Below are 13,611 nucleotides of genomic sequence, written 5' to 3' on the forward strand. Positions count from 1 at the left end.
TAGACCATGGACTTTAGTTTCAGCCGCGACCAACTGCTGTTTCAGGACAACGTCCGCAGCTTCCTGATCAACGAAGTCACCCCGGAACGCATTCGCGAACTGTGGCAGAGCGACAGCGGGCGCAGTGAGCAACTCTGGGCGCAACTGGTGGAGCTTGGCCTGACTGCCCTGACCGTGCCCGAGGCGCAGGATGGCATGGGCATGAATGAGCTGGATTTCGTGCTGATCGCTCAGGAATGCGGTTACGCCGGCCTGCCCGAGCCGCTGGTGGACACCATGCTGGTCGGCGTGCCGTTGCTCACCGACCTCGATGAGCAACACGCGCCGCTCAAACAAAAATGGCTGTCGCGAGTGGCCGAGGGCCGCGCGCGTCTCGCGGTTTCCGAGCCGGGTAATCCGCTGGTCAGCGATGCCCATGTCGCCGATCTGCTGTTGCTGGCCCATGGCGACGAGGTGCATGTGCTGGAGCGTGATGCCGTGCGCCTGACCCGCAACGAGTCGGTCGACCCGAGCCGCCAACTGTTTCAGGTCGAGTGGACGCCAACTCCCGCCACTTGTGTGGCCAGTGGTGAACAGGGACGGCGTTTGTGGGCAGCCGCCTTCAACCGTGGCGCCCTCGCCAGTGCCGCGCAATTGCTGGGGCTGGCCAAACGCATGGTCGACCTGGCGGTGGACTACACCTTCGAGCGCAAACAGTTCGGCAAGCCGGTCGGTTCGTTCCAGGCGGTCAAGCACTTGATGGCTAACGTCGCGGTGCAGATCGAGTTCGCCAAAGGCCCGCTGTACCGCGCCGCTTATGCGCTGGCCGAGCAGCAACCGGGGCAGGACGTGCTGGTGTCCCACGCCAAGCTGGCGACGGCGGAAGCGGCGATGCTCGCGGCGAAGAACACCATCCAGGCCCACGGCGCCATGGGTTACACCTGGGAAGTCGACTTGCATCTGTTCATGAAACGCGCCTGGGCCCTGGACAAGGTCTGGGGCGATCGCGGCCTGCACAAAGGGCGGATACGCGCGGCGTTACTGGACGGCAAGCCTGCGCTGGGTGCCGGCAGTACGTTCTAACCAGTCAGTAAGGGTGACGAACCCCCTGTGGGAGCGGCGGTGCGACGACTCGACTTGCTCGCGAAGGCGGCAGCACATTCAACATTTTTGTCGACTGAACTGACGCATTCGCGAGCAAGTCGAGTCGTCGCACCGCCGCTCCCACAGGTTATCGGCGCCTGATTTCAACTTTTATTGCGGGATACACCATGCCTGAAGCTTATATCGTCGACGCCCTGCGCACGCCCACCGGGCGGCGCAAGGGCGGTCTGAGCCAGATCCACGCCGCCGACCTGGGCGCCCATGTGTTGCGCGCGCTGGTCGAGCGCAATGCCATTCCCGACGAGGATTACGACGACGTGATCTTCGGCTGTGTCGACACCATTGGCCCGCTGGCCGGTGACATCGCCCGCACCAGTTGGCTGGCGGCCGGCCTGTCGCAATCGGTGCCGGGCACCACCATCGATCGCCAGTGCGGTTCGTCCCAGCAAGCGGTGCACTTTGCCGCCCAGGCGGTGATGAGCGGCACCCAGGACGTGGTCGTCGCCGGTGGCGTGCAGACCATGACCCAGATCCCGATTTCCTCGGCGATGATCGCCGCCGAACCCTTGGGTTTCACCGATCCGTTCAGCGGCTCCGAAGGCTGGGTACGGCGCTATGGCGCGCAACCGCCAACGCAGTTCCGTTCGGCGCAGATGATCGCGGAAAAGTGGGACCTGTCTCGGGCGCAGCTTGAAGCCTATTCGCTGGAGTCCCATCGACGTGCCTTGCAGGCCATCGAGCAAGGCCGCTTCAATCGCGAAATCGTGCCGCTGGCCGGTGTGCTGCATGACGAAACCCCGCGCCAGACCAGCCTGGAAAAAATGGCCGAGCTGGAATTCCTGTTCGGCTGCGACCGGGTGACCGCCGCGGTGTCGAGCCAGACCTGCGACGCGGCCAGCGCGATGCTGATCGTCTCGGAGGCGGCGCTCAAGCGTTACGGCCTGACGCCACGGGCACGCATTCATCACCTGAGCGTGCGCGCCGAAGACCCGATCTGGATGCTTACCGCGCCGATCCCGGCCACCGCCTACGCGCTCAAGCGTGCCGGCATGAAACTCGAAGACATCGACCGCGTGGAGATCAACGAAGCCTTCGCCTCGGTGGCCATGGCCTGGCTGAAAGAGACCGGTTATCCCCATGAACAGACCAACGTCAACGGCGGCGCGATTGCCCTCGGCCATCCGCTGGGCGCCACCGGAACCCGCTTGATGTGCACCTTGCTCCATGAACTGGAACGCAGCGGCGGACGCTTCGGCATGCAGACCATGTGCGAAGGCGGCGGCCAGGCCAACGTGACGATTATCGAACGCTTGTGATTTCAAGATGCCCACTGAACTTGTGGGAGCGGGCTTGCTCGCGAAAGCGGTGGGTCAGCCAACATTGATGTAGCTGACAGTCCGCCTTCGCGAGCAAGCCCGCTCCCACAGGGAGTTGCGGCGACCCGTGATGAATTTGAAGGATGAGCAATATGAAGATCTGTGAAAACCGCGTCGTGATCATCACCGGTGCCGGCGGTGGTCTGGGCCGCGCCTACGCGCTGGCCTTCGCTGCCGAAGGCGCGAAAGTGGTGGTCAACGACATCAACCGCGAAGCGGCGCTCGCCGTGGTCGGCGAAATCCTCGGCCAGGGCGGCAGCGCCGTGGCCAACAGCGACGACATCACCCGCTATGACTCGGCAGGGCTGATCGTGCGCCAGGCCATCGAAACCTTCGGCGACCTGAACGTGGTGGTCAATAACGCCGGCATTTGCCGCGACCGCATGTTCGCCAGCCTCAGCGAAGCCGACTGGGACGCCGTGGTAGCCGTGCACCTCAAGGGCCACTTCTGCATTTCCAGCCACGCCGTGAAGTACTGGCGCGAGCAGGCCAAGGGCGGTGCCAAGGTCGATGCGCGGATCATCAACACCAGCTCCGGCGCCGGGTTGCAGGGTTCCATCGGTCAGTCCAACTATGCAGCGGCCAAGGGCGGTATTGCCTCGCTGACGCTGGTGCAGGCGGCTGAACTGCGCCGCTACGGGATCACCGCCAACGCCCTGGCGCCGGCCGCGCGCACCGGAATGACCGAGCAAGTGTTCGCCGACACCATGAAAAAGCCTGAAGAAGGCTTCGATTACTTCGCCCCGGAAAACGTCGCGCCGCTGGTGGTGTGGCTGGGCTCCGAGGCTTCCGCCGAGGTGACCGGGCAGATGTTCGAAGTCGAGGGCGGCAAGTTGTCGATTGCCGACGGCTGGCGCCGTGGTCCGCAGCTGGATCGCCAGGGCCGTTGGGCGGTCGGCGAGATGGGTGAAGCCGTCGCTCAACTGATGACGCAAGCGGTTCCGGCGGCCAAAGTGTACGGCAGCTGAAAAAGTCCGGTCTCGGGAGGGCGGCGCGCGGCTATAATCGGCCGACGTTTCCCTCCGTCACCACACGAGACCTGCCATGACCATTTCCCTGTACGACGCTTCCGTGCCTGTTTTCCAGCAAATGCTCAACGCCCTGAGCGATGTACTGAAAAAGGCCGAGGCTCACGCCACCGAAAAAAACATCGACCCTAACGCCTTCCTGCAAGCGCGCCTGTTCCCGGACATGTTCCCGCTGGTGCGTCAGGTGCAGATCGCTGTTGATTTCAGCAAGGGTGTTACCGGTCGCCTGGCCGAAGTCGAATTGCCGAAGTACGACGACACAGAAACCACCTTCGCGGATTTGCAAGCGCTGATCGCCAAGGCCCTGGCTTTCATCGGCAGCATCAAGCCGGAGCAGATCAACGGCAAGGAAGGCATCGAGATCGTCACCCGCCCGGGCACGCCTAAAGAGAAGCGCTTCAGCGGCCAGTCCTACCTGCTGACCTACGGCCTGCCGCAGTTCTTCTTCCACATCACCACCACTTACGCACTGCTGCGCCACAACGGCGTGGAAGTGGGCAAGCGCGACTACATGGGCGCGTTCTAAACCGTCCGGGTACAAAAAAGCCCCCGGAGCCTTTGGCTGCGGGGGCTTTTTCATGTGTACGCGGTCTCCTGTGGGAGCGGGCTTGCTCGCGAAGGGGCCATCAGCTTCAACATCTTCATTAACTGACACACCGCTTTCGCGAGCAAGCCCGCTCCCACATGGGGCGGCGGTGTTACGCCAATCGTGCTGCTTTATCTTCTTCACCCAGGCAAGCCGCCGCGGTGAACAGCACATCGGTGGACGAGTTCAGCGCGGTTTCCGCCGAGTCCTGCAACACACCAATGATGAAACCAACCGCCACCACCTGCATGGCGATTTCGCTCGGGATGCCGAACAGGCTGCACGCCAGTGGAATCAGCAACAGCGAACCACCGGCCACACCCGAGGCGCCGCAGGCGCAGATCGCCGCGACGACGCTTAACAGGATCGCGGTAGGAATGTCCACGGCGATGCCCAGCGTGTGCACGGCCGCCAGGGTCAGTACGGTGATGGTGATCGCAGCACCCGCCATGTTGATGGTCGCGCCCAGCGGGATCGATACCGAGTAGGTGTCTTCGTGCAGGCCCAGACGCTTGCTCAACTCCAGGTTGACCGGAATGTTCGCCGCCGAGCTACGGGTGAAGAACGCCGTGATGCCGCTTTCGCGCAGGCAGGTCAGCACCAGCGGGTACGGGTTGCGACGCAGTTTCCAGAACACGATGAGCGGGTTCATCACCAGTGCCACGAACAGCATGCAGCCCAGCAGCACGGCCAGCAGGTGCGCGTAGCCGATCAAGGCACCGAAGCCGGAGGTGGCCAGGGTCGAGGCCACCAGGCCGAAGATGCCCAGCGGGGCGAAGCTGATCACCAGGCGCACGATCACCGTCACGCCGTTGGACAGGTCGCCCAGCACTTCACGGGTAGTGTCGCCGGCGTGGCGGATGGCAATGCCCATGCCGATGGCCCACGCCAGAATGCCGATGAAGTTGGCGTTCATCAGGGCGCTGACGGGATTATCGACCACGCTCAGCAACAGGCTTTGCAACACTTCGCCAATCCCGCCTGGCGCTGTGACCGCGACGTCCTGGGTCGACAGCACCAGGCTCGACGGGAACGTCATGCTGGCAACCACCGCGACCACGGCCGCGGCGAAAGTGCCCAGCAGATACAGGAACAGAATCGGCCGGATATGGGTTTCCTGGCCGTGCTTGTGGTTGGCAATCGACGCCATGACCAGCACGAACACCAGAATCGGCGCGACGGCTTTCAGCGCCGAGACAAACACTTTGCCGATGAACGCCGTGGACTTCGCCATGTCGGGGGCAATCAGCGCCAGGGCAATACCGGCTACCAGGCCGATCACGATCTGTGTGACCAGGCTCAAGCGTTTAAGGCGTTGCAATAGAGAAGGGGATGAAGCAGTCATAAAACGGCATCTCTGATTTTTTATAAGTGCATGGTTTCGCCGCAGTTGCAGCAACAAGCAGGGCAGGCCGCAGACGGGAAACCGAGAGGGGAACACGGGGCTAATGCCAGCGCTGATTCCTGTGGCGAGGGAGCAAGCTCCCTCGCCACAAGGGGCGCGGACTTTATCACAGCGTAGGAGCGATCTTTCAGACCTGTGACGAACTGCCACCCTGGCATTCAACGAGATAGGCAGGTTCGTGCAACCGCGTTCGGAAACACTCTGTTAAGATTCGCCATCCTCATTTTCATGTCTGCCAGTGGGCCTTCGGGCTATCGCTGGTGTCGTCGTTTTCTGGAGTTCTGCATGCTGTTGCCCATTCTTCTGTTGTCTGCCGCCGGCTTCACGGTGCTGACCACGGAATTCGTCATCGTTGGCCTGTTGCCGGCTATCGCCCGGGATCTGGAGGTCAGCATCCCGCAGGCCGGCCTGCTGGTGACCCTGTTCGCTTTCACCGTCGCCGCGTTCGGGCCGTTCCTGACGGCGTATTTCGCCCGCTTCGAGCGCCGCAAGCTGTTCATCTCGGTGCTGATCATGTTTGGCCTGGCCAACACGCTCGCGGCGCTGGCGCCGAACATCTGGGTCATGGCGTTTGCCCGATTGATCCCGGCATTGGGGCTGCCGGTGTTCTGGGCCTTGGCCAGCGAAACGGCGGTGGACATTGTCGGGCCGGATTACGCCGGTCGCGCCATCGCCAAGATCGGCTTCGGCATCGTCTGCGCCACGGTGTTCGGCATTCCCGTGGGCACGCTGATTTCCGATGCGTTCGGCTGGCGCAGTGCCTTCGCGATACTGGCGGTCATCGCCTTTGCCAAGGCGTTGCTGCTGTTTATCTATCTGCCCAAGACCAACCTGCACCAGCATCAGGTGAGCTTCCGGTCGCAGTTCAAGATCCTGCGCAGCCCGCTGATGCTCGGTCACGTGCTGTTGTCAGTGATTGTGTTCAGCGGCATGTTCACCGCCTACACCTATCTGGCGGACATTCTTGAGCGTCTGGCCGGCTTCAACGGTACCGTGGTCGGCTGGTGCCTGATGGGCTTCGGCGCGGTCGGGTTGATCGGCAACTCCCTGGGCGGGCGGGCAGTGGATCGTCATCCGCTGATGGCGTCGATGATGTTCTGTGCGTTCATGATTGCCGGCCTGGTGGCGCTGGTGCCGAACATCCATTCGCCGCTCGGTCTGGCGGCGGCGATGGGCATCTGGGGTGTGACCCAGGCGGCGTTGTTCCTGGTCAGCCATGTGCGCCTGATGAAAGCTGCGCCCGAAGCGCCGGCCTTCGCCGCGTCGTTGAACATCGCCGGGGCCAACCTCGGTATCGGACTGGGCGCGATGATCGGTGGTCGGGTGATCGACAGCGTCGGCCTGCAAGGCCTTGGCTTTGCAGCCGCCGCGTTCATTCTGGCTTCGATCCTGCTGGCCATCGCGCTGATGACCTTCAAGCCCCGGGAAGAAGTCACAGCGTTGTAAACAGCTCGCGTCGGGCACCTTCGGTTATGGCGACAATGCCGGGGTGCTTGACCTTGCGTTCCACTGAGATGGCATAGAACGACTCGCTCACCGCGTCAGTCTGGCCGATCACTTCCACGCCATATTGGCGTTGCACTTCATCGGCAATCACGCTCGGGCCGATGAAGATCCCGCTGCCGGATTGGCCGAAGGCCTGCATCAGGGCGCTGTCGTCGAACTCACCGACAATCTGCGGCTGGATCTGCTGCTCGGCGAACCAGCGTTGCAAACGGCTGCGCACCACGGTTTCCGGCCCGGGAATCAGCAGCGGCGCACCGTGCAGGTTGCGCGGGAAGTCCCGGCCGTAACGGGCCGCCAGCTCAGGGGTGGCGAAAAAGCTGATCCCGCACTCACCGAGTTTCTGGCTGTAGCCCTTGATGTCGAGGTGCGACGGCATCGGGCTGTCGGAGATCACCAGGTCCAGGCGCTGGATCGCCAGGTCGGCCAACAAACGCTCAAGCTTGTCTTCGCGGCACGTAATGCGCAGCGGTTCGCTCAGCTCCATGGTCGGTGCGATCAGGCGATAGACGATGGACTTGGGCACCACGTCGGCCACACCGACGCGAAACAGGATCTGCTGTTCATTGGGTTGTGCCCGCAGCATCAGTTCCAGTTCGCCACCGAGCTGGAACATTTGTTCGGCGTAGGGCAGGGCCTGGCGGCCGGCCTCGGTCAGTTCGAGTTGCCGTCCGACGCGCCGAAACAACTCGATGCCAAAGGTCTGTTCCAGCAATGAAATCTGCCCGCTGATGGTTTGTGGCGTGAGATTGAGCTGCTCGCAGGCGCGCACGATGCTGCCGGTCTTGGCCACCACCCAGAAGTAATGCAATTGCCGATAGTTGAGCATGGCGTCTAACACTTCGTAAAAATCGAAGTATAACCGCTGAAAATACGAATTTTCCTGAAGTATTCACTTCCCTAGAATGCATCGCTATCAACGGGCCATCGTTTAGGTCCCGTTCGTTCTATCGAGGAAAGCATCATGAAGCTTAAAGCCACGGCACTGTTGATTACGTCTTTACTGGTACTGGCCGGTTGCGACCAGGCCGAGAAAAGCGCGCAACAATTGATGGGCAAGGCTGCCGAAAGCGCCAAACAGGCGATTGACGATACCCACAAGGCCGCCGAGCAAGCACTCAGTGACGCCACCAGCGGGTTGATCAGCAAAAAAGAATCATCGGAAAAAGAATCGGAAAAAACCGAATCTTCCTCCCAGGAAATCTAAACCGTATTACAACGAGTCAGGACTGACCCATGGACTACCTTTTACAACTTGCCGCCAGCCCCACCGCCTGGGTCGCCCTTGCCACCCTGATTGTGATGGAGATCGTGCTCGGCATCGATAACCTGATCTTCATCTCGATCCTGACCAACAAGCTGCCCTTGCACAATCGACAGCGGGCACGGCGCATCGGTATCGGCATGGCGTTGATCCTGCGCCTTGGCTTGCTGAGCACCATCGCGTTCATCGTCCAGTTGACCAATCCGGTGATCGAGATTCTCGGCCACGCGCTTTCCTGGAAAGACATGATCCTGATTGCCGGTGGCCTGTTCCTGTTGTGGAAGGCGACCACCGAGATCCATCACAGCATGGACCCGGCACCGGAAGATCCGAAGTCGGCGACCTCGACCGTGACCCTGGGCTTCGCTGCCGCGATCGGTCAGATCCTGATGCTGGACATGGTGTTCTCCATCGACAGCATCATTACCGCTGTCGGCATGACCGAGCATTTGCCGATCATGGTCATCGCGGTGGTGGTGTCGGTCCTGGTGATGTTGCTGGCGGCTGATCCGCTGGCCAAGTTCATCAACGACAACCCGACAGTGGTGATGCTGGCCCTGGGCTTCCTGATCATGATCGGCATGACGCTGATCGCCGAAGGCTTCGGCGCCCATGTACCGAAAGGCTACGTCTATGCGGCCATGGCATTCTCGGCTTCGATCGAGGTTTTGAACATGATGTCCCGCCGGTCCAGGCAGAAGCGGGCAGCCACTGAGGCCTGACCCACGCTAAAGGAAACGGCCGCCTGAACTCGAAGGAGTGCAGGCGGCCGTTTTTGTTGGTCTCGGGTAAAGGTCTGGTCAGTGGGCGTTGGCGTGTTGGTTCGGCGTCTTGTCCGCTTCCGGCGCAGGAGCCGGCTGGACAGGGTGATGGTGGCGACGAGTAATGCGCAGCACGCCCCACAACATGGCGGCGGCTACCGCCAGCCAACCGCCAATCAACATCACAATGATCATGGTCAGGCTCATCTGTGCCTCCTCTTTGCCCTTCTGTGGGCACACGTGCTTCGCTGTCGTTCCTTCAGGGAACAGTCTAGCCGTTGCTGTATTTCAGGCTATTGACCGAAAGTCGGCAGTCACCAACCAGTTCGCTCTATCGAATGCACGCGACTACCGTTTAGAGCTATACCGTAGCGGCGCGGCGACCTATGATCGACGACCAAGCCGGGAATGGGATTGCCTGGCGTCTGAACCTGAAAAAGAGAGAGACGATGGTGCGGGTATTTTCTCGAATTTTGTCGGCCATGCTCATCGCCGGTTGCATGGCAGGCCTGGCGGGCTGTGCCGGTAGCGTTGCGCCCGAGATCAAGCGTTTGCCCGAGCGTGTCGAGCTCAGCGGCCGATTCTACCGGGGCGATGCGTATCAAAGCGGGCCGCAGGTGCTGGCCAGCATGCTGTCCCAGCAGGGCATCGTGATCACCCCGGGGTTGCTCGAAAAACCCTTGCATTTGCCGGGGGGCGAAGCCCAGTTGCAACAGAACATGCAGAACCTGGCCCGCGAGTACGGGATGGTGGTTTATCCCCTTGACAGCAACCTGCCGGCCCTGTTGGCGCAAGTCGCCGCCGGCTATCCGGTGATGGTGCGCTTTACTGAGGGCTCGGCCATGTGGGCCGAACCGCGTTACGCCATTCTGGCCGGCTACAACCGCCAGAAGCAGACAGTCCTGCTGCGGGCCGGGATGAATCACCGCGAACTGATGAGCTTCAGCTCCTTCGAGTCGGCGTTCAAGGACGCCGGCGGTTGGGCTGTGCTGATCCAGAATCCGACGCAAATCCCGGCCCAGGTCGATCAGCAGCGTTGGCTCAAGGCCGCCAGCGATCTGGCTCAGGCCGGTCAGGAGCAGGCCGCCGCCAAGGCAAAAAAAGCCTTGGCCAGCCAGTAAGTCCGTTGGTCACCCGCCGGGCACCTTCGCCCATCGCCAGCCTCTGATCTTTAAGGGCCCGGAACATTATTTCGGGCCGAGATCAGGAGGCGCCCATGGCTCATTCCACAACGCCCGTCGGTCCGCACTCGTCTGAACATTCCTCCGGTAATGAGTTGGGATTCGACCCGGATTCCCCGGACCTTGCCGATCCTCAGGTCGACCCGATCGGGCCCGCCAAGGCCCCGAGGGACGTGAAGCCGGGTGACAACCCCAAGGCTCCGGCCAAGCCCTACGATCCACTGGGTGACCTGAAGCCTTAGGTCCAATGGAGGTGCGTATGTCTACCGATTCCAGTTTCGACGACAAACGTCCGGAAACCGTCCCCACAACCCCCGAGCAAAGCACCGATCCGGTGATGGATCCCGACAGCCCGTTGAGGGATCCCCTGGCGCGGCCAACGGTAGTGCCCACTGAAAAGCCGAAGGGGTGGAGAGATCCAAGTGCCGGCGACGGTATTCCGGATGACGACCAGATGCCGCTGCCCAACGACTGAATGTCTGGCGAAAAAAAGCCCCGAATGTTCGGGGCTTTTTCATGCGTTTGCAGCAAGATTACTTCGACGCTTCAACCACGCCGCTCTGGCGCTGCTTGAGGTTCTTGTCTGCCTTGTACTGCAAGGCTACGGAAGGCACGTCCGCACTCTTTCCGCTCTCTACCCAATTACGCATGCGCGTGGCATCGGCAAAATGGGTGTACTTGCCATAGGCGTCAAGGATCACCAAGGCCACCGGGCGGTTACTCATTCGGGTCACCAGCACCAGGCAGTGACCTGCTTCGTTGGTGAAACCGGTTTTTGTCAGCTGGATGTCCCAGTCCGGCTTGCGGACCAAATGGTCGGTGTTGCGAAAACCCAGGCTGTAGTTGGGTTTGCGAAACGAAACGGTCTTTTCCTTGGTTGTACTCAGCTCCGTCAGCAGCGGGTGCTTGTGCGCGGCGATCAACAGTTTGCTCAAATCGCGAGCGGTCGAAACGTTGCGCGGCGAGAGACCTGTCGGTTCGACGAAATGGGTATTGGTCATGCCCAAGGCCCGGGCCTTGGCGTTCATTGCAGCAATGAACGCGACATAGCCACCCGGATAGTGGTGGGCCAGGCTTGCAGCGGCTCGGTTTTCAGATGACATCAGGGCAATCAGCAGCATCTCCCGGCGCGGCAGTTCGCTCTTGAGCTTGACCCGGGAGTACACACCTTTCATTTCCGGTGTGTCGCTGATGTTGATGTTGATGTATTCATCCATGTTTTGCCGGGCTTCAACCACGACCAGGCCGGTCATCAGTTTGCTGACGGATGCGATGGGGACGACGACGTCCGGATTGCTGGCATAGATGACTTTGTTGGTCTGCATATCCAGCAGTAAAGAGCTGCCGGAAGCGAGCTTGAGTTGCGAGGTATTTCGAGGCGCTGCGGTGGTTTCGCCAGCGCTGGCGATTGGCGTGATGAAAGTCCCTGTAACTGCAAAAAATAGGCTCAGGATGGAAAGACGGATTTTCACGCTGGCAGACTCATAAAGTATTGATAAGCCGTTTTGTAACGGGCTATTTCCCAAAAAGCGCGACATTCTGGAGTATGGCTGAATAACTGTCGATGGTTGATCAAGTAGCAGGTGAAAGTCCTGAGAAACATGAAAAAAAAGTCATTTTCCGGCGAGCGGTCGGTGTTTTTCGTGGGCAAAAAAAACCCCGCCAGGGCGGGGTTCCTTGTCACGCTGACAGCGTGGGCGTTGAAACTCAGCTGTGCAGGGTTTCAGCGGCGTACAGGGTGTTTTCCAGCAGGCAGGCACGGGTCATCGGGCCTACGCCGCCCGGTACCGGAGTGATCCAGCCGGCGCGGGGCAGGGCGGTTTCGTAGATCACGTCACCGACCAGCTTGCCGTCGTCCTGGCGGTTGATGCCGACATCGATCACGATCGCGCCTTCCTTGATCCATTCGCCCTTGACCAGTCCCGGCTTGCCGGCTGCGACGACGACCAGGTCCGCACGGCCGACATGGCCGGCCAGGTCCTTGGTAAAGCGGTGGGTGACCGTCACGGTGCAACCGGCCAGCAACAATTCCATGGCCATCGGGCGGCCAACGATATTGGACGCGCCGACAACCACGGCATTCATCCCGTAAAGGTCGACACCGGTGCTTTCCAGCAGGGTCATGATGCCTTTGGGGGTGCATGGGCGCAGCAGCGGGATACGCTGGGCCAGGCGACCGACATTATAAGGATGGAAACCGTCGACGTCTTTATCCGGACGAATGCGCTCCAGCAGCCTGGAGGCGTCCAGGTGTTCGGGAAGCGGAAGCTGAAGCAGAACGCCGTCGATTGCAGGATCGTCGTTCAGGCGATCGATCAGCTCGGTCAGCGCTTCTTGAGTGGTTTCGGAAGGCAGGTCATAGGCTTGGGATAGAAAGCCGACCTCTTCACAGTCTTTACGCTTGTGCGAGACATAAACCTGAGAGGCAGGATCGCTGCCGACCAGGATCACCGCAAGGCCGGGCGTGCGCAGGCCTTGCTGGCGACGCTCGGTGACACGTTGGGCGATCTGCTGGCGCAGGCTGGCGGCGATCGATTTGCCGTCGATAAGTTGTGCAGTCATTGCGCGTGATTAACCATCGAGAGGGGAAAAAAAGAGAACGCATTCTCGCATGTCATGCGGTGAGGGCAAAGGCGCTTGGTCTGCAAATTCCCCTAACTCCTTTAATTAAATGAATTTTTTTTAAAAAGGATTTGACGACCTTCGGGTGGCTCTATACTATTCGTCGCACTTGTCGGGCACAGCCTAGCACTGGTTAGGAAGGTTGAGCGGGATTACGATTCTGCAAGACTGGAAAGCACTTAGTTTGTAGTCCTCCAAGGTTACAGCTAACAAGGCGCCCGTAGCTCAGCTGGATAGAGCATCCGCCTTCTAAGCGGATGGTCGCAGGTTCGAGTCCTGCCGGGTGCGCCATTAGGCAGCTTTGGCACAAGTAACGCGATATGGTGGGCGTAGCTCAGTTGGTAGAGCACGGGATTGTGACTCCCGTTGTCGTGGGTTCGATCCCCATCGTCCACCCCATATTTCGAAAGGCGCCAGATTAACAGTCTGGCGCCTTTGCTTTAAAGGCTTCACCCGCGGATGTGGTGGAATTGGTAGACACACTGGATTTAGGTTCCAGCGCCGCGAGGCGTAAGAGTTCGAGTCTCTTCATCCGCACCAATTAAAGCTTCACTCAGGCACTTGGCCTGGCTGGAGCTTGATAAAGAAGTTTGTTTGGCTTCTTTAACAGGCAATATGGTGGGCGTAGCTCAGTTGGTAGAGCACGGGATTGTGACTCCCGTTGTCGTGGGTTCGATCCCCATCGTCCACCCCATATTTCGAAAGGCGCCAGATTGAAAAGTCTGGCGCCTTTTTTGTTTCGGCGGCCGCAGGTTCCGGGCCGCAAGGGCAGGGCGTTTCGTCGTATTTATGTTTCTCGATG

Annotated in this window: 15 protein-coding genes and 4 tRNA genes; 14 read left to right on the forward strand and 5 right to left on the reverse strand. The window is 60.5% G+C overall.

The window, feature by feature from the left end:
• The first annotated feature begins 6 nt into the window (after positions 1-6).
• The 4 genes from AC3IT6_RS09720 to AC3IT6_RS09735 all read left to right on the forward strand — a co-directional run bounded on the left by AC3IT6_RS09720 (position 7) and on the right by AC3IT6_RS09735 (position 4,013).
• A complete protein-coding gene (locus AC3IT6_RS09720; protein WP_489355078.1) occupies positions 7-1,062 on the forward strand; it encodes an acyl-CoA dehydrogenase family protein in 1,056 nt (351 codons plus the stop codon).
• A 188-nt stretch (positions 1,063-1,250) separates the two neighbouring features.
• Positions 1,251-2,399 carry an acetyl-CoA C-acetyltransferase gene (locus AC3IT6_RS09725; protein WP_477777493.1) on the forward strand — a complete coding sequence of 383 codons (1,149 nt, stop codon included), beginning with the start codon at positions 1,251-1,253 and terminating at the stop codon, positions 2,397-2,399.
• Between the two features lie 152 nt (positions 2,400-2,551).
• On the forward strand, positions 2,552-3,427 hold the full coding sequence (locus AC3IT6_RS09730) for an SDR family oxidoreductase (RefSeq protein ID WP_489355080.1): 876 nt from the start codon (positions 2,552-2,554) through the stop codon (positions 3,425-3,427).
• 76 nt (positions 3,428-3,503) lie between these two features.
• Positions 3,504-4,013, forward strand: coding sequence for a DUF1993 domain-containing protein (locus AC3IT6_RS09735; RefSeq protein WP_489355082.1), 510 nt, complete (start codon positions 3,504-3,506; stop codon positions 4,011-4,013).
• 172 nt (positions 4,014-4,185) lie between these two features.
• On the opposite strand, the gene sstT is transcribed toward AC3IT6_RS09735, so the two are convergent.
• The gene (sstT, locus tag AC3IT6_RS09740; RefSeq protein WP_489355084.1) at positions 4,186-5,418 is read right to left on the reverse strand and encodes a serine/threonine transporter SstT; all 1,233 of its coding nucleotides are present in this window, start codon (positions 5,416-5,418) and stop codon (positions 4,186-4,188) included.
• A 345-nt stretch (positions 5,419-5,763) separates the two neighbouring features.
• Here sstT and AC3IT6_RS09745 point away from each other — a divergent pair, with 345 nt between their 5' ends.
• On the forward strand, positions 5,764-6,924 hold the full coding sequence (locus tag AC3IT6_RS09745) for an MFS transporter (RefSeq protein ID WP_150725872.1): 1,161 nt from the start codon (positions 5,764-5,766) through the stop codon (positions 6,922-6,924).
• Here the strand turns inward: AC3IT6_RS09745 and nhaR are convergent.
• A complete protein-coding gene (gene nhaR, locus AC3IT6_RS09750; protein ID WP_489355087.1) occupies positions 6,911-7,810 on the reverse strand; it encodes a transcriptional activator NhaR in 900 nt (299 codons plus the stop codon). The genes AC3IT6_RS09745 and nhaR overlap by 14 nt on opposite strands.
• Positions 7,811-7,945: 135 nt before the next feature.
• Here nhaR and AC3IT6_RS09755 point away from each other — a divergent pair, with 135 nt between their 5' ends.
• Together AC3IT6_RS09755 and AC3IT6_RS09760 are read left to right on the forward strand one after the other, a co-directional pair.
• Positions 7,946-8,188 (forward strand): hypothetical protein, encoded by a 243-nt coding sequence (locus AC3IT6_RS09755; RefSeq protein WP_008048837.1) that lies wholly within the window; start codon positions 7,946-7,948, stop codon positions 8,186-8,188.
• Between the two features lie 29 nt (positions 8,189-8,217).
• Positions 8,218-8,967, forward strand: a complete 750-nt coding sequence (locus AC3IT6_RS09760) for a TerC family protein (RefSeq protein WP_223449183.1) — start codon at positions 8,218-8,220, stop codon at positions 8,965-8,967.
• A gap of 78 nt (positions 8,968-9,045) precedes the next feature.
• Here AC3IT6_RS09760 and AC3IT6_RS09765 read toward each other — a convergent pair whose 3' ends face one another.
• The gene (locus AC3IT6_RS09765; RefSeq protein ID WP_191628037.1) at positions 9,046-9,213 is read right to left on the reverse strand and encodes a hypothetical protein; all 168 of its coding nucleotides are present in this window, start codon (positions 9,211-9,213) and stop codon (positions 9,046-9,048) included.
• 179 nt (positions 9,214-9,392) lie between these two features.
• Here AC3IT6_RS09765 and AC3IT6_RS09770 point away from each other — a divergent pair, with 179 nt between their 5' ends.
• The 3 genes from AC3IT6_RS09770 (at position 9,393) to AC3IT6_RS09780 (ending at position 10,662) form a co-directional block, all read left to right on the forward strand.
• Positions 9,393-10,127 carry a C39 family peptidase gene (locus tag AC3IT6_RS09770; RefSeq protein ID WP_489355090.1) on the forward strand — a complete coding sequence of 245 codons (735 nt, stop codon included), beginning with the start codon at positions 9,393-9,395 and terminating at the stop codon, positions 10,125-10,127.
• Between the two features lie 95 nt (positions 10,128-10,222).
• A complete protein-coding gene (locus AC3IT6_RS09775; RefSeq protein ID WP_057714089.1) occupies positions 10,223-10,429 on the forward strand; it encodes a DUF6021 family protein in 207 nt (68 codons plus the stop codon).
• A gap of 17 nt (positions 10,430-10,446) precedes the next feature.
• The gene (locus tag AC3IT6_RS09780) at positions 10,447-10,662 is read left to right on the forward strand and encodes a hypothetical protein (protein ID WP_150753039.1); all 216 of its coding nucleotides are present in this window, start codon (positions 10,447-10,449) and stop codon (positions 10,660-10,662) included.
• 58 nt (positions 10,663-10,720) lie between these two features.
• Here the strand turns inward: AC3IT6_RS09780 and pbpG are convergent, their stop codons facing one another.
• Both pbpG and folD read right to left on the reverse strand, forming a co-directional pair.
• A complete protein-coding gene (pbpG, locus tag AC3IT6_RS09785; protein WP_223449181.1) occupies positions 10,721-11,659 on the reverse strand; it encodes a D-alanyl-D-alanine endopeptidase in 939 nt (312 codons plus the stop codon).
• Between the two features lie 235 nt (positions 11,660-11,894).
• Positions 11,895-12,749: a bifunctional methylenetetrahydrofolate dehydrogenase/methenyltetrahydrofolate cyclohydrolase FolD gene (gene folD, locus AC3IT6_RS09790; protein WP_008001570.1), complete on the reverse strand. Its 855-nt coding sequence runs from the start codon at positions 12,747-12,749 to the stop codon at positions 11,895-11,897.
• Positions 12,750-13,023: 274 nt separating this feature from the next.
• Here folD and AC3IT6_RS09795 point away from each other — a divergent pair.
• The 4 genes from AC3IT6_RS09795 (at position 13,024) to AC3IT6_RS09810 (ending at position 13,503) form a co-directional block, all read left to right on the forward strand.
• Positions 13,024-13,100 (forward strand) — tRNA-Arg (locus tag AC3IT6_RS09795).
• Positions 13,101-13,132: 32 nt separating this feature from the next.
• Positions 13,133-13,208 (forward strand) — tRNA-His (locus AC3IT6_RS09800).
• A 56-nt stretch (positions 13,209-13,264) separates the two neighbouring features.
• A tRNA-Leu gene (locus AC3IT6_RS09805) sits at positions 13,265-13,349 on the forward strand.
• 78 nt (positions 13,350-13,427) lie between these two features.
• Positions 13,428-13,503 (forward strand) — tRNA-His (locus tag AC3IT6_RS09810).
• Positions 13,504-13,611 lie beyond the last annotated feature (108 nt).

This window comes from Pseudomonas sp. KH_017 (assembly GCF_057840285.1).

Bases quoted from the DNA above. Each gene is read 5' to 3' on its own strand.
- nhaR (WP_489355087.1), bottom strand. From the start codon at position 7,810: ATGCTCAACTATCGGCAATTGCATTACTTCTGGGTGGTGGCCAAGACC.
- AC3IT6_RS09780 (WP_150753039.1), top strand. From the start codon at position 10,447: ATGTCTACCGATTCCAGTTTCGACGACAAACGTCCGGAAACCGTCCCC.
- AC3IT6_RS09760 (WP_223449183.1), top strand. From the start codon at position 8,218: ATGGACTACCTTTTACAACTTGCCGCCAGCCCCACCGCCTGGGTCGCC.
- AC3IT6_RS09725 (WP_477777493.1), top strand. From the start codon at position 1,251: ATGCCTGAAGCTTATATCGTCGACGCCCTGCGCACGCCCACCGGGCGG.
- sstT (WP_489355084.1), bottom strand. From the start codon at position 5,418: ATGACTGCTTCATCCCCTTCTCTATTGCAACGCCTTAAACGCTTGAGC.
- AC3IT6_RS09755 (WP_008048837.1), top strand. From the start codon at position 7,946: ATGAAGCTTAAAGCCACGGCACTGTTGATTACGTCTTTACTGGTACTG.
- AC3IT6_RS09765 (WP_191628037.1), bottom strand. From the start codon at position 9,213: ATGAGCCTGACCATGATCATTGTGATGTTGATTGGCGGTTGGCTGGCG.
- AC3IT6_RS09775 (WP_057714089.1), top strand. From the start codon at position 10,223: ATGGCTCATTCCACAACGCCCGTCGGTCCGCACTCGTCTGAACATTCC.
- AC3IT6_RS09745 (WP_150725872.1), top strand. From the start codon at position 5,764: ATGCTGTTGCCCATTCTTCTGTTGTCTGCCGCCGGCTTCACGGTGCTG.
- AC3IT6_RS09720 (WP_489355078.1), top strand. From the start codon at position 7: ATGGACTTTAGTTTCAGCCGCGACCAACTGCTGTTTCAGGACAACGTC.
- AC3IT6_RS09730 (WP_489355080.1), top strand. From the start codon at position 2,552: ATGAAGATCTGTGAAAACCGCGTCGTGATCATCACCGGTGCCGGCGGT.
- AC3IT6_RS09770 (WP_489355090.1), top strand. From the start codon at position 9,393: ATGATCGACGACCAAGCCGGGAATGGGATTGCCTGGCGTCTGAACCTG.
- folD (WP_008001570.1), bottom strand. From the start codon at position 12,749: ATGACTGCACAACTTATCGACGGCAAATCGATCGCCGCCAGCCTGCGC.
- AC3IT6_RS09735 (WP_489355082.1), top strand. From the start codon at position 3,504: ATGACCATTTCCCTGTACGACGCTTCCGTGCCTGTTTTCCAGCAAATG.